This window comes from Corynebacterium sp. NML 120412, from assembly GCF_002285155.1.
Classification (GTDB): Bacteria; Actinomycetota; Actinomycetes; order Mycobacteriales; family Mycobacteriaceae; genus Corynebacterium; species Corynebacterium gottingense.
The window spans coordinates 751523-771567 of sequence record NZ_NSGL01000001.1 but is presented as its reverse complement, the minus strand read 5'-3'; the positions used below and the strand labels follow the sequence as shown (position 1 = coordinate 771567).

General features: G+C 65.7%; 18 protein-coding genes and 1 pseudogene. 11 read left to right on the top strand and 8 right to left on the bottom strand.

Going from position 1 to position 20045, the window contains the following annotated elements; all coding sequences use genetic code 11:
- The first annotated feature begins 13 nt into the window (after positions 1–13).
- The 3 genes from CKJ84_RS03485 to CKJ84_RS03475 all read left to right on the top strand — a co-directional run bounded on the left by CKJ84_RS03485 (position 14) and on the right by CKJ84_RS03475 (position 5431).
- Entirely contained in the window at positions 14–1528 is a 1515-nt protein-coding gene (locus tag CKJ84_RS03485; RefSeq protein WP_095545952.1) for a YPDG domain-containing protein, read from the top strand.
- Complete coding sequence (locus CKJ84_RS03480) at positions 1498–3789, top strand: hypothetical protein (RefSeq protein ID WP_158221665.1); 2292 nt, start codon at positions 1498–1500, stop codon at positions 3787–3789. Before CKJ84_RS03485 ends, CKJ84_RS03480 begins: the two co-directional genes overlap by 31 nt.
- A 100-nt stretch (positions 3790–3889) precedes the next feature.
- Complete coding sequence (locus CKJ84_RS03475) at positions 3890–5431, top strand: DASS family sodium-coupled anion symporter (RefSeq protein ID WP_243389092.1); 1542 nt, start codon at positions 3890–3892, stop codon at positions 5429–5431.
- Positions 5432–5435: 4 nt separating this feature from the next.
- Here the strand turns inward: CKJ84_RS03475 and CKJ84_RS03470 are convergent, their stop codons facing one another.
- Positions 5436–5840 carry a hypothetical protein gene (locus CKJ84_RS03470; RefSeq protein ID WP_095276911.1) on the bottom strand — a complete coding sequence of 135 codons (405 nt, stop codon included), beginning with the start codon at positions 5838–5840 and terminating at the stop codon, positions 5436–5438.
- A 9-nt stretch (positions 5841–5849) separates the two neighbouring features.
- A complete protein-coding gene (locus tag CKJ84_RS03465; protein ID WP_133065221.1) occupies positions 5850–7334 on the bottom strand; it encodes an HNH endonuclease signature motif containing protein in 1485 nt (494 codons plus the stop codon).
- A gap of 214 nt (positions 7335–7548) precedes the next feature.
- Between CKJ84_RS03465 and CKJ84_RS03460 the strand changes: the two genes are divergently transcribed.
- Positions 7549–8685 carry a YihY/virulence factor BrkB family protein gene (locus tag CKJ84_RS03460; protein ID WP_095545950.1) on the top strand — a complete coding sequence of 379 codons (1137 nt, stop codon included), beginning with the start codon at positions 7549–7551 and terminating at the stop codon, positions 8683–8685.
- Here the strand turns inward: CKJ84_RS03460 and CKJ84_RS12185 are convergent.
- Genes CKJ84_RS12185 through CKJ84_RS03450 form a run of 3 tightly spaced genes read right to left on the bottom strand, consistent with a single transcriptional unit; the run spans position 8682 to position 11593 of the window.
- Positions 8682–8858, bottom strand: a complete 177-nt coding sequence (locus CKJ84_RS12185) for a hypothetical protein (RefSeq protein ID WP_158221664.1) — start codon at positions 8856–8858, stop codon at positions 8682–8684. The genes CKJ84_RS03460 and CKJ84_RS12185 overlap by 4 nt on opposite strands.
- A 55-nt stretch (positions 8859–8913) precedes the next feature.
- Positions 8914–9258 (bottom strand): TetR/AcrR family transcriptional regulator, encoded by a 345-nt coding sequence (locus CKJ84_RS03455; protein ID WP_095545949.1) that lies wholly within the window; start codon positions 9256–9258, stop codon positions 8914–8916.
- Positions 9239–11593: an MMPL family transporter gene (locus tag CKJ84_RS03450; protein ID WP_095545948.1), complete on the bottom strand. Its 2355-nt coding sequence runs from the start codon at positions 11591–11593 to the stop codon at positions 9239–9241. The genes CKJ84_RS03455 and CKJ84_RS03450 overlap by 20 nt, the downstream gene beginning before the upstream one ends.
- A gap of 83 nt (positions 11594–11676) precedes the next feature.
- On the opposite strand from CKJ84_RS03450, the gene CKJ84_RS03445 reads away from it, so the two are divergent.
- Together CKJ84_RS03445 and CKJ84_RS03440 are read left to right on the top strand one after the other, a co-directional pair.
- The gene (locus tag CKJ84_RS03445; protein ID WP_095546396.1) at positions 11677–12567 is read left to right on the top strand and encodes a patatin family protein; all 891 of its coding nucleotides are present in this window, start codon (positions 11677–11679) and stop codon (positions 12565–12567) included.
- 21 nt (positions 12568–12588) lie between these two features.
- Positions 12589–13473: a patatin family protein gene (locus tag CKJ84_RS03440; RefSeq protein ID WP_095545947.1), complete on the top strand. Its 885-nt coding sequence runs from the start codon at positions 12589–12591 to the stop codon at positions 13471–13473.
- On the opposite strand, the gene CKJ84_RS03435 is transcribed toward CKJ84_RS03440, so the two are convergent.
- Positions 13460–15049 carry a peptide chain release factor 3 gene (locus CKJ84_RS03435; RefSeq protein ID WP_095276900.1) on the bottom strand — a complete coding sequence of 530 codons (1590 nt, stop codon included), beginning with the start codon at positions 15047–15049 and terminating at the stop codon, positions 13460–13462. The two genes, CKJ84_RS03440 and CKJ84_RS03435, sit on opposite strands and share 14 nt — an antisense overlap.
- Before the next feature lie 63 nt (positions 15050–15112).
- Here CKJ84_RS03435 and CKJ84_RS03430 point away from each other — a divergent pair, with 63 nt between their 5' ends.
- The 3 genes from CKJ84_RS03430 to CKJ84_RS03420 all read left to right on the top strand — a co-directional run bounded on the left by CKJ84_RS03430 (position 15113) and on the right by CKJ84_RS03420 (position 17747).
- The gene (locus CKJ84_RS03430) at positions 15113–16465 is read left to right on the top strand and encodes a TrkH family potassium uptake protein (protein WP_095546395.1); all 1353 of its coding nucleotides are present in this window, start codon (positions 15113–15115) and stop codon (positions 16463–16465) included.
- The gene (locus CKJ84_RS03425; protein ID WP_095545946.1) at positions 16458–17132 is read left to right on the top strand and encodes a TrkA family potassium uptake protein; all 675 of its coding nucleotides are present in this window, start codon (positions 16458–16460) and stop codon (positions 17130–17132) included. Before CKJ84_RS03430 ends, CKJ84_RS03425 begins: the two co-directional genes overlap by 8 nt.
- Before the next feature lie 78 nt (positions 17133–17210).
- Positions 17211–17747 (top strand): NADPH-dependent FMN reductase, encoded by a 537-nt coding sequence (locus CKJ84_RS03420; RefSeq protein WP_095545945.1) that lies wholly within the window; start codon positions 17211–17213, stop codon positions 17745–17747.
- Between the two features lies 1 nt (position 17748).
- On the opposite strand, the gene pth is transcribed toward CKJ84_RS03420, so the two are convergent.
- Entirely contained in the window at positions 17749–18327 is a 579-nt protein-coding gene (pth, locus tag CKJ84_RS03415; protein WP_095546394.1) for an aminoacyl-tRNA hydrolase, read from the bottom strand.
- Positions 18328–18331: 4 nt separating this feature from the next.
- On the opposite strand from pth, the pseudogene CKJ84_RS12435 reads away from it, so the two are divergent.
- Positions 18332–18892: pseudogene (locus CKJ84_RS12435) on the top strand (nitronate monooxygenase); the annotation flags it as partial.
- On the opposite strand, the gene CKJ84_RS03405 reads toward CKJ84_RS12435, so the two are convergent.
- Entirely contained in the window at positions 18838–19299 is a 462-nt protein-coding gene (locus CKJ84_RS03405) for an asparaginase domain-containing protein (RefSeq protein ID WP_095545943.1), read from the bottom strand. The pseudogene CKJ84_RS12435 and the gene CKJ84_RS03405 overlap by 55 nt on opposite strands.
- A gap of 113 nt (positions 19300–19412) precedes the next feature.
- Here CKJ84_RS03405 and CKJ84_RS03400 point away from each other — a divergent pair, with 113 nt between their 5' ends.
- Positions 19413–20042 carry a hypothetical protein gene (locus tag CKJ84_RS03400; protein WP_095278033.1) on the top strand — a complete coding sequence of 210 codons (630 nt, stop codon included), beginning with the start codon at positions 19413–19415 and terminating at the stop codon, positions 20040–20042.
- The last annotated feature ends 3 nt before the right edge of the window (positions 20043–20045 follow it).

Sequence of the window (20045 nt, the reverse complement as noted above, 5' to 3'; positions counted from 1 at the left end):
GCAAGGCAGAACAATGAACTGGACAACGACTCCCATCGTGGCGTGCGCGGCGGTCACCACCGCCTTGGTCGCCCCGGCGGCGCTCGCGGCCGACACCGCCCGCTACACTCTGACGGTTGCAACCCCGGCCGGGCCGCTTGAACACGTTGACGTCGAGCTCACTGGCAGCGGCGGGTCGTTCCAGGCCACGACCGATTACGCGGGCAGAGTATCATTAGAAGTCCCGGTCGGCACGTACGCCTACCGTGCGACGTGGGACGGCGAGGAGTACACGCAGTCGGGAATCGAGCTCACTGCAGACCTGGAATCGAGCCTGATGATCCCGGGGCCGAGCCGCACAGTCGACTACGTGTGGAATGCAATCAACGTTTCCGCGGGGAGCCGCGCGACCGTGGTGCCGACGGTGACGGGCAACGAGAGCGGGGTCACCGTGGAGCGCATTGACGGCCCGGAGTGGGCAGAGGTGTTCACCGACGGCACGGTCGAGGCCATGCCCCCGGCGAACGAGCAACCGGGTGTGCACGACCTGATCGTGCGCACGTCGGCGGGGCAGGTCGAGACCATTCCAGTGCGCGTGACCGGACCGCAGGACCCGAAGGACGTGACGTACCCGGTGACGCAGGTACGGGTCGGGAGCAAGGTGCGGAGCGCGGCGCCGACGGTGACCATCTGGCACCAGGGGCGCGAGTTTTCCAGCCAACCGGTCCCGGGGGGAATGACGTTCCACACCGTCTCGGAGGGCGCGTGGGTGGACGCAAAGACTGGCCAGGTCACGCTAGACACCGCGGCGTCGGGCGCGAAGGCGGGCGATTCGGTCACGGTGCCGCTGGAAGTCGGCCTGCCCAGCGGCGCCACCGCTGAGGCCACGGCCGTCTTCCAGGTCAACGACCTGCCAACCGCGGAGCAGTTCCACCCCGGCTGGGAGACGCTCACCGCGGCGCCAGGGGAACGGGTGACGGTGAAGCAGACTGGTGACGCCGACGTTCCTGCGGACGCTCAGTTTGTGTGGCGCCGCGCGGACAACCCAGAGCTGAAGGGGTGGGCCATCTCCGTCGATCCAGCGACGGGCGCCGTCTCCGCCGCTCCGTCGGACACGGCCAAGGACGCAGACGTCAACGTGCGCGTGAGCTACTCGGACGGCTCTCAGTCGACGGCGCCGGTGCACCTCCGGGTGGCACCGAAATCAGCGTCCCAACAGCACACGCTGCGACCGGGGCAGGAGGAGGAAATTCTTGCTGGTGGGGGAACGGATGTGGTGATCGTCGATAGTGGCGGCGCAGACGTCGCCGTGGACAAACACGGAGCGGTGAAGGCGTCGGTGCCATCGGACGCGATGCGCGGTGCGGTGTACCCGGTCAAGCTGCGCGTCGACGGGAAGGAGACGACCGTCACCCTGACTGCGGACGCGCCGGACCAAAGCGCAGACTTCAGCAAGGCGTGGTGGATCCCGGTGGTGATGGTCGCGATGGTGGTCGCCGGAGCCGTGGGCAACTGGGCATGGACCACCTTCTCTGGGGGTGCCCGGTGAACCTGAGGGGAGCGGGGGCCGCCGCGATTGCTACGGCGATGATCGCGATGGGGACTACGAGCCCGGCGAGTGCGGGCGTGGAGGACATGCCCTTTGGCGTCCACATGACGCCCAGCGCCGACGACGAGGGGTTCGCGGTGATGGACATCTCGAAGGGGCGCACTACGACGTTTACGTTCGAGCACCCCTATTCCGTGGCGGGGATTATGGCCGGCAGCTTCGACGTCGCGCTGCGCGCCGACGGCGGCAGCGTCCGTTATCTGCCGAGCGCGACGAGTGTGCGCACATCGTCCAAAGGCGGCACAGATGTGGTCACGCTGACGCACGAAGATGCGTCGCAGGGCGTGAAGGTGGAACGCACGTTCACGGTGGGCAAGAAGTCCATGGCTGTCGACGTCACCCTGACCAACCTGCGCAACGAGGACCGCGAACTTAGCGTGGACATGAACTCGCGCATCACCGCCTACGGCAAGGACCGGGCGAGCTTTCGGGACGGCGCGTTTATGATCGCCCCGCGGGACGGCGGCTACGAGACGACGTTGCGTTACAAGGACCCCACGTCGTCCGGCGTCGCGACCGACAAGGACGCGACCACAGCCGAGGGCAAGGTCGGGAGCGTGGGCGCGGATGGCGCTTCGTTCCAGCGCGGGCGCTGGGAGCGGGCGGTTCCCGCGCAGGGCAAGCTGCACGCTAGCATGACCATGGACATCGCCACGCAGGGATCCGCGGTGGATTCGGACCGCGACGGGCTTCCGGACGCGTGGGAGCGCCAGGGCTTCACCACCGCGAGCGGGGAGCAGTTCCCGTTACAGGCGTGGGGCGCGGACCCGCACCGGCCCGACCTGTACCTGCAGCTCAACTGGGCGAAGTCCGAATGGGAGACGTTGGGGTGCGACCGCGAGCAGCGCTTCGGCGCGAGCGCGGAGCAATTCGGCGAGTTCGCGGCGTGCAATGCTGCGAACGCGAACGTGTACAGGCCGTCGAGAAGCTCTCTCCTGGAGCTCGTCGACCTCTTTGATCAGCAGGGGATTAACCTGCACATTGATGCCGGCAGCCTCTTCAACAACATCCCCAACTATGAGGAGCGCCACGGCGGCGCGACCGAGGACTTCGAGCCGTACTACTTCAAGGACGCCGACCATCACTCCCGCCTGGCCGCTGACCGCGACCGGCTCCTCGGTCCGCGCGAGTCCGTCTTCCGCGTCGGCATCATCGGCGACCAGCTGGCCAAGGACGATTACACCACCGGCATGGGGCTGGTGAGCGATTCGGTGTTCTACGTGGCGAAGCACGAGGGGCTGACGGGCCAGGACCAGGTGCGCAACACGATTTTGCACGAGTTCGGCCACAACCTGGGCCTGACCCACACCGGGTCCGCGCTGTCGGACACGCGCGTGGAGACAACTGACCTGCTGCGCCATTACGAGTCCGTGATGAACTACCTCTACCAGTTCGCCCGTTTTGACTACAGCGACACGGTGGCCAAGGGCAACGGCGACGACCCGCAATGCGGCGACTACACCTGCTACACTGGGGCCTACGAGGTGGCCCCAGACTGGGAGCACCTTGACCTGGGCGGCAAGTTCATCGGCAAGGTCAACGCCACCGCCGGCGCGGACGATTCCGTGGCCACCCACAACGACATGCTCGTGCGGGACCTGGAGATCGCGGCCGCCGAGCACAACGCGGGCCAGGCGGGCTTCAGGCTTATCGACGCCTCCACAAACTCCATCATCACCTCCCGGAACGACAACAGCGTCACTGCCCAGCTCCGGAACCTGGGATTGGACCTGGACGATTTCACCGTCGACGTCTCGTACCCCAGCGGGCACTACTCGGATACGATCCGCGTGCCCGGCCAGCTGGCGGAGACGCCGTCGGCGACCTTCGACATCCCGATCACCGGGGTGCAGCACCTCAAGGGCGCAACGATGCCGCTCGACGTGGCGGTGCGCAACAAGGACGGTGAGGAGGTGTTTGCCGAGCACTACGACCTGTCGCTCCTGGACTACTCTGCAGAAGAGGCGAAGCAGGTGCGTGAGGAAGTGCTTGCGGACCCGGATGCCCCGAAGACCCTGCGCGAGCTCGCAGAGGCAAAGCTGGGTGCGCCGATTGGGCCGACGGAGACGCCGTCTAACACTTCGGATCCCGCACGGGGGTCGAGCACCACCGACATCGTGATCGCGGTACTCGCGGCGCTCGGCGGTGTGATCGCGCTCATCGCGGGCGGCGCCTGGTCTGCGGGATTACTTCCGTTTTAGTGCCTGGTAGGGCCCGGTTCTGACCGTTTGTATTCTTTTGTTGCGCCCAATTTCCCCGGCTAGAATTGGTAATAGCACCACTTTCGGTAGGGAGGTCTTCGTGACATCGGCTGCAACACAACCAGCAAAACCGCACCAAAACGCGGATTCGGGAACGGTGACGCAGGGAGGGGGTGGCGAAGGGGCGTCGATAAGCAAGGGAAAGCTCATTTCGTTTTTCCTTGCGTTTATCGCACTCATCGTGGTGCTGCTGATTCCCATTGACAGCATCGAGTGGCAGGGACAGATCGCACTCGGAATGCTTGCGTTTGCCGTGATCATGTGGGTGACCGAGGCGGTGAGCTACCCGGTCAGTTCGGTGCTGATCATCGGACTCATTGCCATGCTCGTGGGGCTGTCGCCCGATCCGGAAAATCCGGGCGAGATTTTCGGCACGGGCCCGGCGCTGAGCATTGCGCTCGGGGGCTTCTCGTCGGGCGCGGTGGCGCTGGTCGCGGCCGCGTTGGCGCTGGCCACGGCGATGCAGGCGACGGGGCTGCACCGGCGCATCGCGCTCAACGTGCTCAAAGTTGCGGGCGAGAAGACGTCGCACATTGTCGCCGGCGCGATCGTGATTTCTATCATCCTCGCGTTCTTCGTGCCGTCCGCAACCGCTCGCGCGGGCGCCGTGGTGCCGATCCTCCTGGGCATGGTGGCCGCGTTCGGCATGACGGTGGATTCGAAACTGTCGGCGCTGCTGGTAATTACTGCGGTGCAAGCGGTGTCGATCTGGAACGTCGGTATTAAGACTGCTGCGGCGCAAAACCTTGTGGCCATCGGTTTCATTGAGGACCAGATGGGTCAGACCGTGTCCTGGGGCAAGTGGTTCCTGTGGGCCGCGCCATGGGCGGTGCTGATGTCGATTGCGCTGTACTTCATTATGCTCGCAGTCATGAAACCCGAGGTGGATCGCATTGAGGGAGGGCGCGAACTGGTGCAGCAGCAGCTGGACGAGATGGGGCCGATGACTGGCGCAGAGAAGCGCCTGACTGCGATCGCCGTGGTCCTGCTTCTCTTCTGGGCGACCGAGGGGTTGCTGCACCCCATCAACTCGTCCACGATCACGCTCGTGGCGATCGGCGTGATGCTCCTACCGGGCATCGGGGTGATGGACTTCAAGTACGCGCAGAACCACATCAACTGGGGCACGCTGATCGTGTTCGCGGTGGGCATCTCGCTCGGCTCGTTCCTCCTGAAAACGGGCGCGGCGACCTGGCTTTCGGAGCAGACGTTTGGCGCGCTGGGCATTTCCTCGATGCCGATCCTTGCCACGATCGCGATCGTGTCCCTGTTCAACATCATCATTCACCTGGGATTCGCGTCGGCGACGTCGCTCGCCTCCGCCCTGATCCCGGTGTTCATCGCGCTCGCTGCGACGCTCGACGTGCCGAATGGCGGCATCGGCTTCGTCATCATCCAGCAGTTTGTCATCTGCTTCGGGTTCTTGCTGCCCATCTCCGCCCCGCAGAACATGCTGGCCTACGGCACGGGCGCGTTCACCACGAAGCAGTTCCTCCGGGCGGGCATCCCGCTGACCATCGTGGCGTACCTGTTGATCTTGCTCCTTTCCGCGACGTACTGGAAGTGGATGGGGCTGGTGTAGCCGCCTAGTCGCCCTCCAGCACAAGCCCCAGGTGCAGCGAGTCCAGCTCGTGCGCGCCGGGGCCTTGTTGCATGGTCGCAATTTCACGACCGGTTGCCTCGGTCACTGGAATGAGCCATCCGAGGTTCGGGTCGAGCAGCGGGTCTGCTTGCTTGTCCATCGGGACGAACGTCACGGGACGTTCGTTTTTTGCGACAAGTTGCACCGGACCGTTCGCCTCCTGAAGAGCGGGGAGCGCGGCGGGCGTTGTCGTGATGATCACCATCTTTTCGTCGGTGTCGGGGGACAGGTTCGCGGTGTGAACGTGCAGGTGCGTGACCTCGAATCGCTCAAATTCCTCCGGGTACTCCACGAGTGGCAGGGTGGGGTCGCCCGCGAACAGTGCGCGGATTCGCTCAAGAAATGCCATGGTGCGAGTCTAACCGGCCTCCGGGAGCGGAATGTTGGCGTCGTCAAAGCGCAGGTTGTCCGGGTTGTCCTCCCATTCATAGTCGGGAAATGGTGCATCCACCGGTGGTGTGAGCCCCATCCACCATTCCGGTTCCGGGTGGAACGGAAAGCGCATGTCAAACTGTTCTTCGAGCTGGTCCAGCGCGAATTCACACTCGATGATGTCCTGATCTTTCTCGTATTGGTCCATAATCGCGTGTCCGCGCGCATGAAACTCCGCGGCCCGTTCGCGCCTGCGCTTAACTTCGCTTATCGACGCCCTCCACCGCGGATCCTCAGCACCCAACTGAGCGGTCAGCAGCCCGGAAGGCTCCGAAACCTCAAATGTGCCGTCCTCGTACAGCCAGATCGCATCCCCGGTTGCGGGGTCGACGACGTAGAAGGCGCGTCGGTCGGTCTTGAGGTTATGGTGCTTCTGGCAGAGGCAGTGAAGGTTATCCACGCGTGTTTCCCCTCCCTCAGCGAACGGGATGCGGTGGTCCAACTGGCACTGCTCCGCGGGGTGGTTGCAGCCGGGGTAGATGCACGTGCCGTCGCGAGCCTCCACGAGCGCCCGCATGTCTGCCGTCGGCACGTAGCTGGGTGTCGTGTTTTCGCGAACGCCGTCCAAGTCGGCGACGGAGGGCGGGGTCTGCGCGCACATCTCGTCGAACGCGACCGTGGCGTCAGGCTCAGTCCAGCCGAAGCCCGGGATGAACACTGGCTGCCCCGCCTCGCGCCCCTTCGGCGCGTATACCTGGATTCGCGCCTTCGCTGCCGGCGTGATCTCGCCGGTGAGCAGTTTCACCACGGTGTCGTGCGAAGACAGCTTGTGCTCCAACCCGCATTGCTGCACGAACGCGCGCACGGCGGCCAGTGTCGCGGTGTCCGTGGTCAGGTTCATCATGCCCTTTGTTATCCCACCGAAGTCCTCGAGGAAGAACTCGGCTCCGTGGTCCCGGCGGGCCTCGCGCTCCTTCCGCTTCTTCGGGTTGTAGCCCAGAGCCGGGTCGATGCGCCGGATGTGAGCCCGCAACTTTCGCGTGACGGCCGCGGGGTCGGGGAACGGCTGGCTCTGCCGGGTGGGCGTGAACTGTTCGACCAGGAAGTCGTCGATACCGGCGAGGATCTCCGCGTCGGCGTCGGGACCGAGCTCCTCCAGCTTCCGCCGGATCGCGGTCAGATGCCCCAGCGTGAGCAGCTTTTGCTCGTTGTGCAGCGCACGCAGCCGCGGCAGATCCGTCAGCCGGTGATATGACAGCACCGCGGAGCGGATGGCGGTGCGGGAGTAGCCCGTGGCCTGAGCAAGCTTATCGACGACCACGTCGAAGTCTTCGATGCCCACGCCGTCGTCGCTGAAGCGCGAGTACAGTGCGTGCTCCGATTCACGGAGGCTGCGGCCAAGGTGCGCATCGCTGTCGTGGGGTCTGTCTATTCGGAAGTAGGGGCGAGGTGGGGCTTGTTGAGCGTTCATGCCTTGCACTATAAACGTCGCACCCAACACTGGTTCGAAGATCGGTGGCAAAAATAGAATGTGCGTTCTAAACTATGCAGATGTGGTGCACAATTGCCGTTCGAACATAGGCGCAAAGAATGTCCGTGCGAACATAAAATGCTGCCCTGGAAGCGCGCTGGTTTTTACCGTGTCAGGACAAGGTCAACGTGCAGAAAACCGTTACGCTGGCACTATGGAAGATGCCGAAAAGGGCCCTGAGATTGCGTCGCGACGCGTCGACTTCGTGTTGCCCTACGGCATCGGCGAACCGGAGTTTCCTCCGTCGGAAGACACGATGCCCAATCCCCTCGGTCGCAGGAACCGGCTGGGCAAGGCCGGTTGGACGCTCGTGCTCAAGCGGCTGTTTGCAGACTTTTCCACGGACGCCATGGTGGATCGAGGCGCCACGCTGACCTACTACACGGTGCTGTCCCTCGCGCCCATGCTGGTCTCGGCGTACGCCATCGCGACCTTGCTACTCGGGCGCGACCCGGGGACGGTCGATCAGCTCCTGGACGGGCTGGTTGAGGTGTACGTGCCGGAGGCCCTGCGCGGAGAGGCGATGGATCTGATGGAGACGATTGTGGGCACTCCGTCGCAAAGCACTGTGGCGTTGATCGTCTCGCTGCTGATCTCGCTGCTATCTGCGTCGGCGTACGTGCGGAGTTTTTCGCGCAACGCCAACCTGGTCTATGGGCGCTCGGAAGGGCGAAACGTGGTGGTCACTTGGGTGACCATGTGGCTGATCACGCTGATGCTCGTCGTCGGTGGGCTGGCGATCCTGATCGGGACGCTGCTCACGGACGGCATCGTGCACAGCGTGCTTGGGCCGGTGGCGCGGCCGCTCGGTGTGGAGAATGTGCTGACCTACCTCACGGAGAAGTTCCTGCCGGTGTGGGTGTATGTGCGGACGCCAGTGATCGTGCTGATGGCGATGATCCTGCTGTCGCTGTTGTACTACTTCACGCCAAATGTGAGGCCGGGGCGGTTCAGGTTGCTGACGGTGGGGTCGTCGTTAGCCCTGTTCGTCGGCTTCTGGTTGTGGTGGGGGTTCGGGCTCTACATGTCCACGTTCGGCGTGCGATCCGCGTACGGGGCGTTCGGGACCGTGATCGCGGTGCTGGCGCTCGTGTGGGTGATGAACATCGTGCTGCTGGAGGGCGTGAAGGTGGACGCCGAAGTCCTCCGCGCGAAGGAGCTCCAGGTGGGGTACGACTCCGAGCGGAACATCCAGGCCCGGCCACGCTCCAGCGAGGGCGCCCGGTGGCGCCTGCAGCTGGAGCGGTGGATCGCGCGGACAGCGCGCGAGGTGAAAAACGCGCGGAACTAGCGGCTCGCGCGCACGGCGGCGAACGCCTTGTGAAGGAGGGCCTGGCTGTCGTCGCTCGGCGTGCGGAGGTGCCGCTTGAATGCCACACCCGCGGCGGACCCGTAGGCGCTGAGTAGCACGAGGACCTCGAAGGGGCCCAGCCGGGGTGCGCGCTCCTGTAGTGCGCTGACCACCGGATCCAGGATGCGCTCGCGGTCGTCGTTCGGGCAGGCGGAGCCACGAATCAGCTCAAGCCGGTCCGAGATGAGCAGCAGGGTCGACGCCGAGTGCAGCTTGACCCCCGTCGCCGGTGAGCGCGTCCACGCAGATCTGTTCGAACGCCTCGGTGAGCCCGAGCTCGGGCGGGAGGCGGCGAATATCCTCGCCGATCTCCGCAAAGGTGCGTTCCACAAAGACCAGCAGGGCGGCGTCCAGGTCCGCGAAGTAGTTGTGGAACGTGCGTGGGGACACTTCCGCGGCGGCGGCGACCCGGGCGACGGTGAGCTTCTCTGACCCCTGGTGCAGCAGGATGTGCGCCGCGGCGTCGGAAATCACCTCGCGGGTTGCCTGTTTCTTAGACTCGCGCAGGTTCATGGTGTTCCACCGTTTGCTGCAGGTGCTCGCCCTCAATGTCCAGGTTGGGCAACACCTTGTCCAGCCAGTTGGGCAGCTTCCACGCGCGATCATCCAGCAGGTACATGGTGGCCGGGATGATGGTCATGCGGACCACGAAGGCGTCGATAAGCACGCCCACGGCGAGCGCGAAGCCCATGGCCTTGATGAAGGGCTCGTCGATAAGCATGAAGGCGGCGAACACGGAAATCATGATCAGGGCGGCGGCGGTGACCACGCGCGCGCCGTGCTTGAAGCCGTTGGCGGTGGCGTTGCCGGCGGTCTTGCCGCGCGAGACGAAGCCCTCGCGCATGCGCGTGACCAGGAAGACCTGGTAGTCCATGGCCAGGCCGAACGTGAGGCCGATGAGCATGATGGGCAGGAACGACAGCAGCGGTTGCGGGTCGGAAATGATGCCGAACATGCCGTCCTGGAAGATCGCCACGGTGATGCCGAAGGTCGCGGCCATGGAGAGCGCGAAGCCGAGCGCGGCGATGAGCGGGACCCACAGGGAGCGGAACACGAGCATGAGCACGATGAACGCAAGCCCGATGACGATAGCGATGTAGGGGAGCAGCACGTCCTGGAGGCGCTGCGAGATGTCGTCGAAAATCGGGGTGACACCGGTGATGCCGAACTCGCCGCTGGTGCTGCCGGCGAATTCGGACTGGTAGTCGCGCAGCCGCTCGAGCGTCTCCGTGGTCGCCGGGTCGGTCGCGCCCGTGGTCGGAGTGATGAGGACCTGCGCGGCGTCCATGGTGTCGGTGGTCTGCACGATCTGCGCGTTCTCGACACCTTCGGTCTCGTTGAAGGCGGTCAGCGCGTCCTGGAACGCGGCGGCGCGATCCTGCTCGGCGACGTTGGCCACGTCAACGAACGCAATCATGGGGGCGTTGCGGCCGGGGCCGAAGGCGTCCGAGGTCATCTCGTACGCCTCTCGGGCCGGGGTGCCTGGTGACGCCGTGCCGTCGGTCGGCATGGCCAACCGGAGACCCGCGGCGGGGATGGCCAGGATGCCCAGCAGGGCGACCGACGCCAGCAGCATGACCCACGGGCGCTTGCGGATGATGCGGGCCCACTTCAGGCCCATCGTCGGCTTTTCGTCCTCCGGGTCCGGCACCTTCGGCCCCGGGACGCGGCCCGCAAAGACGCGGGTGCCCAAAAGGCCCAGCATCGCCGGCAGGAAGGTGGTGGACACCAGCACAGCGAGTGCGACCGTCGCGGCGGCGGCGTACGCCATGGTGGACAGGAACGGGATGCCGATGATGGACAGCGCGGCGAGCGCGATGAGCACGGTGAAGCCCGCGAACACCACGGAGCCGCCCGCCGTGCCCAGGGCCATGCCCATGGCGTGGGCGCGCGTGCCCTTGTCCATGGTGCGCAGCGCCTGCGCTAGTTCCTTCGGCGTGAGGTCGTTGAGGCCGGCACCGTTGATGAGCTCGTTGCGGAAGCGCGCCACGATGAACAGCGCGTAGTCGATGCCCACGGCCAGGCCGATCATGGAGGCCAGCATCGGCGTCATGTCCGAGATCGTGTCGGTAAACAGCGTGGCCAGCTGGACGCCGAGCAGGCCGACGCCCACGCCGATCACGGCGGAGAGCAGCGGCATGCCGGCGGCGACGAAGGAGCCGAACGTGATGAGCAGGACAACCGCTGCCACGGCCAGGCCGATCAGCTCGGAGGTCATGTTCATTTCCTGCGACTGGAACGCCATGCCGTTGTACTGCACGTTGAGCAGTTCGGAGCCGTCGTACTTGTCCAGCACGTCGGTGATCTCGCTGCGCTGCTCAGTCGAGATGTCCATGACCGCCTCGGCGTCAAAGGTGACGTCCACGGTGCCGGTCTTTTGGTCGGGGCTGACGGGGGAGAGCTGCGCGAGGTCCTTTGCAATCTGTTCCGGCGGGACGCCCTGTGCTGTCTTCGCCTCGGTCAGCTGCTGCTGCATCCCGCCTGCGGCGAGCACCGGGTTCACGATGGCGTCGGTATCGGCGAGTGCGTCGGAGGACTTCAGCTCACCGAGCATCTCGTCCACCTTTGCCATCACGTCCTGATCGGCGAGAGTGTGATCGCCCTCCGCCTGGATCACCACGGTGCCGGTGGGCGCGCTCGTGAGATCCGCGTCAGTGCCAAAGCGCTGGCTCATCTCCTCCTGCGTGATGGTGGAATCCATGTCCGGCATGGAGAACGAGGGGTTGGGCGCCTTGGCAAAGTTGGAGGCGAGCACCCCGGCGCCGATGAGGACAACTATCCAAAAGGCCAGGAACGGCCATACTTTTCGGTATGACCAGCTGCCTAGCTTGTACAGGAAATTCGACATGCTGCACAGCGTATGCAAACTTGCACGCAGTGCGCAAGGTGATACCTTGGGGCGCCGATACGAAAACGTTTAGGATGAAGCACATGACTGTTGAGCCGGAAATTGACGCCCGCGACGTCGCCGTCATCTTCGAAGGCGGAGGCACCAGAAACTCCTACACGGCCCCGGTGGTGGAGAAGCTCATCGCGGAGCACGTGCAGTTCGGCTGGGTTGGCGGCATTTCCGCTGGTGCGAGCCACGCGCTCAACTTCGCCTCGCGCGACGCGTACCGGTCAGAGAAATCCTTCACCGACTTCGTGGGCAACCCCGAGTTCGGCGGCTGGCGCACCATGGTCCGCGGCAAGGGCCTGCTCAACGGCGAGTTCATCTACGAGGGCTACGCGGACCAACTGCCGTTCGACATGGAGACGTTCCTTCGCACGGAGGAAGAGGTGCACCTCGAGGCCGTCCGTGCGGATACGGGAGAGACCGTGGTATACAACCGCGAGGACATGCAGACCATCGAACAGATCAATATCGCAGCACGCACCTCGTCGACACTGCCGCTCGTGATGAAGATGCGCGAGGTCGACGGTGTGCCCTACGTCGACGGCGCGCTGGGGACCTCGGGCGGCATCCTCATCCAAGCGGCGAAGGACGCCGGCTACTCCCGCTTTCTCGTCGTGCTCACCCGCCCGCGCGACTACATCAAGCCGCCGGAGAAGCGGCAGCGCGCTTTACGACGCATCCTGCGCAAGACCCCCAACGTCGTCGACGCAATGGTCGCACGCCCCGGCATCTACAACGCGGCGCGCGCCGAGGTGAAACGCCTGGAGGCGGCGGGCGACGCGTACGTGTTCTACCCCGAGCACATGGGGGTGGAGTCGACCGAGCTGAACGTGGACAAGCTGAAAGCCAACTACGCAGCCGGCCAGGAGCAGCTGGCGCGCGAGTGGCCCGCGATGCGCGAGTTCCTCACCCAGCGGGATTCCTAATCCGGCCCTAAACTTTGGCGCATGATTGATGCGCAAGACGTGGCCCTGATTGTTGAAGGCGGCGGGATGCGCAACTCGTACACCGCACCCGCCATCGTTCGTCTCATCGAGCAGGTGAAGTTCGGCTGGGTCGGCGGCGTCTCCGCGGGCGCCGTACACGCGCTGAACTACGCGTCGGCGGACGTGCGCCGCGCCCGCGCCGCGTTTACCGAGCTGGCCTCGCACCCGCACTTCGGCGGTGTGCTCAAACTGGCGCGCGGCAAGGGGTACTTCAATTCCGAGTTCCTCTACGGGCAGGCGGAACAACTCCTTCCGTTCGACTTCGCCACCTTCGCCGCGTCCTCCACTCAGGTGCACGTGGAGGCGATGCGCGCGGATACCGGTGACACCGTCAGTTGGGGGAGGGACGACTTCTTGCGCGACCCGTCGCTCGTCGCCAGGGCGGCCCGCGCGTCGTCGACAGTGCCCAAAGTCATGCCCATTACGCTTATCGACGCCGCACCCTACGTCGACGGCGCCCTCGGCACCTCCGGGGGCCTACTCATCGACGCCGCGCGCCGGGCCGGCTTCACGCGCTTCGTCGTCTTAGCCACCCGCCCCCGCGATTACTGGAAGAAACCGCTGGTCCAGCCTGCGGCCGTGCGGGGCATGTTCCGCCGCTACCCGGAGATCGGCAACGCGCTGCACGTGCGTGCCGGGCGCTACAATGCCGCCAAGCGGAAGATTCTCGCCGCCGAGCGGGCAGGCGATGCGCTGGTCTTCTTCCCCGACAACATGCAGGCCGAGTCGATCGAGCGCCGCCCCAGCAAGCTGCATCGCAACTTCGCTGCCGGCCAGGCGCAGCTCGAACGCGAGTGGGAACGGTGGGTCGAGTTCCTCGCCGCTCCGGCGCCTAGTCTGCGATAAGCGGCTCGATCGTCAGCTCGGGGTGCTCCTTCTCCACGAAGGCCAGCTTCCATTTGTCGCCGAACAGGGCGATAATTTCGCCGTCCGTGCGCGTGAAGATCTCCACGCCACGCTGGCGGCCCAACTCGTCGGCGGACTCCGCGTCGGTGCGGCGCGCCACGGAGTAGGGAACCGGCTCGGTGACGGTCTCCACGTTGTACTCCACCTCCATGCGCGCCTGCATGACCTCGAACTGCATGGGGCCCACGGCCGCCATCACCGGGGCGGCGTCGCCGCGCAGGTCGTTGCGCAGAATCTGGACGACGCCCTCAGCGTCCAGCTGATCGAGTGCCTTGCGGAACTGCTTGTACTTGCCCAGCGACTTCGCCCGGAGCGTGCGGAAGTGTTCGGGCGCGAACTGCGGCATCGGCGGGTACTGCACGTTCTTACCGGTGAAGATGGTGTCGCCCGGGGCCAGTGAGCCCGCATTCACAAGGCCGATGATGTCGCCCGGGTAGGCGGTCTCCACCGTGTCGCGGTTGCGGCCGAACACGGTCAGGGCGTATTTGGTGGAGAAGGTGCGGCCGGATTGAGCGTGCGTGACCTGCATGCCGCGGTCGAACTCGCCGGAGACCACGCGCATGAACGCCAGCGTGTCTCGGTGGTTGCGGTCCATGCCCGCCTGCACCTTGAAGACGATGCCGGAGAAGTCGCCGTCGAGGTCGCGCTCCTCCTTCGGGCGCGGGGCGGGCGCGATCGCGCACAAGGTGTCCAGGATCTGGTGGACGCCGAAGTTCAGCATCGCGGAGGCGAAGATGATCGGGGAGGTGATGCACTGCTCGAACAGCTCCTGGTTGTGCAGGGCGCCGTCCGCGGCGAGCAGCTCGACCTCTTCCACCGCGGTGTCCCACACCTCGCCCTCCTTGCCGGAGGCGTCGTCCGGGGCGTAGTGCTCCTCGGGCGCGATGGTGGAACCGCCGGCGGTGCGGATGAAGTGGACGTACTCGTCGGCCTCGCCGTCGTCGCTGATGTGGGCGAGGCCGCGGAAATCACCGGCTTCCCCGACCGGCCAGTAGAGGGGAGTGGGCTGCAGGTCGATTTCGTTCACGATCTCGTCGACAAGCTCGAGGGGCTCGCGGCCGATACGGTCCCACTTGTTCACCACGGTGACGATTGGCAGGCCGCGGGCCTTGCAGACGCGGAAGAGCTTCAGGGTTTGCGGCTCGAGGCCCTTGGCTGCGTCGATAAGCATGACTGCCGCATCGACGGCGGAGAGGACGCGGTAGGTGTCCTCGGAGAAGTCGGCGTGGCCCGGGGTATCCACCAGGTTGATCACGTAGGGCTCGCCCTCGTGCCCCTCCGGCGCGTACTCGAACTGGAGCGCGGAGGAGGCGACCGAAATGCCGCGGTCCTTCTCCATATCCATCCAGTCGGACACGGTGGACTTGCGGTTGCCCTTACCGTGGACGGCGCCCGCTTCCGAGATGATGTGCGCGTGCAGCGCCAGCGCCTCGGTAAGCGTGGACTTACCGGCGTCGGGGTGGGCGATGACGGCGAAGGTGCGGCGGCGCTTGGCCTCGGAAGTGAGAGAACTCATGCCGCAGAGTGTAGCCGCCAAGGGTTGGTGCGGAGGAATCGATTGGGCCTATACTTCACCTTTGTGAAGCGCTTGCTTTTCTTGCGATCGCTCGGGCCAGCACGGCTGACCGCGATCGGGTTCCTGCTGCTCATTCTGAGCGGCACGGGGTTGCTCATGCTCCCATTCGCAGAGTCGGGGGCGGAACACGCCTCGTTCCTGGCTGCGCTTTTTACTGCGACATCCGCGGTCTCCCTGACCGGCCTGGTCGTCGAGGACACCGGCACCTTCTGGAGCCCTGCCGGACAGGCCGTTATCCTGCTGCTCATCCAGCTCGGCGGGCTGGGAATCATGTCGCTTGCCTCGCTGTCCGGGCTGTTGCTCACCGGGCGGATCAGCTTGAAGGCGCGCAAGACCGGTGCCTACGAGGGGCGCCCCATCACTGCCGGAGGCATCCGCCGGACCCTCATCTTCACCTTTGGGTTCACGGCGATCGCCGAGGCCACCATCGCGGTGATCGTCGGCGCGCGGCTCATGGTGGGCTACGGGTACTCGTTCCGCCGCGCCGCCTGGGAGGGCGTCTTCCACGCCGTCTCCGCGTTTAACAACGCCGGGTTTAGCACCCACAGCGACAACCTCGTGTCCTTTGCGTCCGATGCCTGGATCCTCATGCCGCTAGCCGCCGCGCTGATCGGAGGTGGCCTCGGGTTCCCAGTGTGGGCGGAACTGGTGCGACTGGTGCGCCGGAAGTCCAACGCCGTCCACCGCATCTCCATTACCGCCCGCATGACGCTGGCTGCGACGGCGTTCCTGCTTGTCGCCGGCACCGTGTTCGTCGCGACGACGGAATGGACCGGCGTGCTTGCACCCATGCCGGTGGGGGTGAAGCTGCTCAATGCCTTCTTTGCCAGCGCGTCGCCGAGGACTGCGGGCTTTAACGCCTTTGATTATGGGCAGGCGCACCCGATCACGCTGATGGGCACCGACGTCCTCATGTTTCTCGGCGGAGGCTCGGCTGGCACAGCGGGCGGCATCAAGGTGACCACCGCGTGCGTGCTGCTGGCGGCGATGGCGGCCGAGTTCACCGGTCGCGAAAAAACGACGATCGGGCACCGGAGCCTGCCGCACTCGGTGACCAGGCAGGCGCTCGCGCTGAGCTTCGCGGGCGTCATGGTGGTCACTCTTGGCGTGGCGGCCCTGCGTGTCTTCGACCCGCAGTTCACCGGTGACCAGGTGTCCTTCGAGGTCATCTCCGCATTTGCAACGTCGGGGCTTTCCACCGGCATCACGGCGGGGTTGTCGTCGGCGTCGCAAATCGTGCTCTGCTTCATCATGTACCTGGGCCGCGTAGGCCCGACCACCCTGGTGGCGGCGCTGTCGGCGAAGATGCTCGATAGGCGCTTTAGCTACCCCGAAGAAAGGCCGTTCATTGGCTAAGTTATTTTCCCGCGCGACGATTGACATTCCGCCCGTCGTAGTCATCGGGCTCGGCAGATTCGGCACCGCCTTGGCCACCGAACTCATGGCGAACGGGGTGGAGGTGCTCGGCGTGGACTCCAGCGAGAAGATTGTCCGCGAGCGGGCGCCGTACCTCACCGAGGCGCTCGCCGCGGACACCACGGACCCGGAGGCGATGCGGCAACTGGGGATCGAGGATGTCGAGCGCGTTGTCGTCTCCATCGGCTCCCACTTGGAGGACTCCATCCTGACCACGTCCAACCTCGTCGAGCTGGGGGTGCAGGACATCTGGGCGAAGGCGGACTCGGAGGCGCACGCGCGCATCCTGCACCAGATCGGGGCCAACCACGTGATTCGCCCGGAGCGCGACACGGGCAGGCGCGTGGCCCACCTGTTGGGTGGGCACTTCCAGGACTTCGCGGAGATCTCCACCAACTACGGCGTGACAAAGATGGCGGCGCCCGCGTGCGTGACGGGGCGCCCGCTCGACTTGGGTGAGGTGTGGAGGAGCCAGCATGTCCAGCTCGTCTCGGTGAAGCGGGATGAGGGGTGGGCACCGCTTACCGACGGCACCCAGCTCACGCCGTCGGACCGCATCGTGGCGGCGGGCAGCCCGCGTGACCTGGAGCACTTCTCGCAGCACTGATTCGGCTGACAATGTTGCGGGGAGCGGTGTAGAGTAAAGGGGCGAAATTGTAGACGAATCAACAAAAGGGTTGTATCTATGAAGATCGGAATCTTCCTCGGCTCCATCCGCAAGGGACGCGCCGGCGAGGCCGTCGCCCGCTGGGTCTCGGACGCAGCTGAGAAGCGCGACGGCTTCGAGTACGAGCTGCTCGACCTGTCCGAGTTCAACGTTCCGCTGCTCGACGCGGAAATGGTGCCGGGCGCCGCAAACAAGCAGTACGAGGACGAGGCCACCACCGCGTGGTCCAAGGCGGTCGACGCTTGCGACGCCTTCATCTTTGTCACCCCGGAGTACAACCACTCCGTGCCGGGCGCGATGAAGAACGCCTTCGACGTGCTGGGCGCCGAGTGGGCCGGGAAGCCCGTCGCGTTCGTGTCCTACGGCGCTGATAACGGCCTTCGCGCGGTGGAGCACTGGCGCCAGATCGTTGCGAACTTCTCCATGTTCGGCGTCCGCAACCAGGTCGCGCTCTCCCTGTTCGAGGACTTCGCCGACGGCGCCTTCGCGCCCCGTGAGCAGAAGAACCAGTCCCTGGAGAACGTGCTCAACGACCTCGAGCAGGCGCTGTCCTAATCTAGCGCCCGTGGATCTCGTTCTGAGCCGCGGCGAGCCCGCGGGCGCAGACGAGGCGCGCGGCTTCCGCGGCCGTCTCGATCGCCTCGTTCCCGGAGAGCGGGCCGAGCACCCAGTCCGGCACGGGCGTCCCCTTCGGCGGGCGGCCAATGCCGACGCGGACGCGCACGTAGTCGCGGGTGCCCAGGTGCTCTGTGATGGACTTGAGCCCGTTGTGCCCATTCTCGTTGCCGCCCAGCTTCACGCGTACTTTCCCCGCCGGGAGGTCCAGCTCGTCGTGGATCACGACGATCCGCTCCGGCCGCACGCCGAACGCTGAGACGGACTCGCCCGACAGGTTCATGAAGGTGGTGGGCTTGGCAAACGTGACGTCGTCAATGTGCTGCACGAGTGCGCGGCACTTCGGCGCGGGGCGCAAATCTTTGGCACACTGGTCTACGGCCAGGAAACCGGCGTTGTGCTTCGTGGTCTCATATTCGGGGCCGGGGTTTCCCAGCCCCACCACGAGCCACTCGGTGTGGGGGCTGGCCGGTGGCTGGGATGTCAGTCGCTTCAGAAAATCGAACACGGGGACAAGCATAACCATGGACCTACCACGCATCGTCGCCGCACCGATGGCGGGCGGACCAACCACGCCGGCGCTGGTCAACGCGGTCAGCTTCGGCTTTCTCGCGCTCGGCACCTGCACCGTCGAGCAGGCTCGCACGTGGCTCGGCCAGTGCACACCGCCGTTTGGCGTGAACCTCTTCGTACCGCAGGTCGAGCCTTCGCTTATCGACGTCGAACTCATCGCCTCCGAACTCGGCACCGACGTCCCGAACGTGGATGTCACCGGGGGCTTTGAAGAAAAGTTCGAGCTCGTCCTGGAGGCCGCGCCACCCATTGTGAGCAGCACCTTCGGGCCGCTGGACCCGGAGCACGTGGAGCGGTTGCACTCCGTCGGTTCGGAGGCGTGGGTGACCGTGACCCGCATCGAGGATGCGTGGGAAGCGATGGGCGAGTCATGGAACGCCGACGGCGTCATCGTGCAGGGCCCAGAGGCGGGCGGGCACCGCAGCACCTGGTCGCCGCTGGAGGTTCCGGACACCCGCTACCTGGACACCATCGTCGAAGAGGTGGCGGACTTCGGTGCGCCGTTCATCGCCGCGGGCGGGGTGCGGGGGCCGGAGGATGTGGCACGGCTGCGGGATCTGGGCGCGTCGGCGTCGGCGGGGCGCTGCGCGCCGGTGAGCACGACGGGGCGGGGGTCGTCGTGGACGAGGTCGAGCGCGAGCGCGGTATCGGCCATGGAGTCGGTGCCGTGGGTGATGACGATTCCGGTGACGGAGGCGTCGTCAAGCGCTTTGCGCACGAGCGACCTCAAGGTATCGACCTCGGCGAGGGTGACTGAGGAGGAATCCAGGCTCGCGGCGTCGTAGGTGCGCACTGGCTCGGTGGTGCCGCTGCGGGAGACGAGCTCCTCGCAGGTCAGGGTGGGGACGCGCGCGCCGGTGGCGTCGGTGGTGGAGGCGATGGTGCCGCCGGTGGAGATGACGAGGACGAAGTGTTCCATGAGTCCTAGCGTGCCAGATGATGTTGTTGGTGTGGTGATACCGGGGCGATACGCTGAGTGGAATAAAGTGCAAACGAGAACCTACGAAGCAAATGCTGCCGCAAGGAGAATCAGTGAACGCACACAAACTCATCGTCGCCGTTGCCGCACTCGGGCTGACTGCGGGCCTCGCCGCCTGCTCCGATGATGGCGAGTCCGGCGCGGACACCAGCGGGTCCGCCAGCAACGAGCAGACCTCCGCCCAGCAGGCCGCCCCGGTGGCCGAGCTGCCGACCGCCGAGGAACTCAACGCCGTGCTGACCCGCGCGACCGACTCCGCCCTGCCGATCGGCGAGCGCGTCAACACCGTCCAGGGCGGCGACACGGTGCCCGAGCTTTTCGATGTCATGGCGCAGTCCCAACAGCAGTCCGGGGCAAACTTCCAGGTCGTGGACCCCATCCTGCCGGGCTACGGGCCGAACACGGTCCTGGCTACCGTGAACTTCACCCAGCCGGAGCAGCAGTCCGCGCAGCAGGCGGAGGACGTGGAGTTCGTCTTCGAGGACGGGCAGTGGAAGCTGTCCCAGGAGTGGGCCTGCACCCTGGTGACGAATACGCTGCCGCCGGAGCAGGTGCCGCCAATGTGCACCGCCGGCGCCGCGCCGACCGTGCCCGGGGACCAGGCCCCCGCCGACGCGCCGGCCGCGGATGCCCCGGCTGAGCAGGCACCGGAGGGCGATTACCAGGAGGCCCCGGCCCTGTAGTCC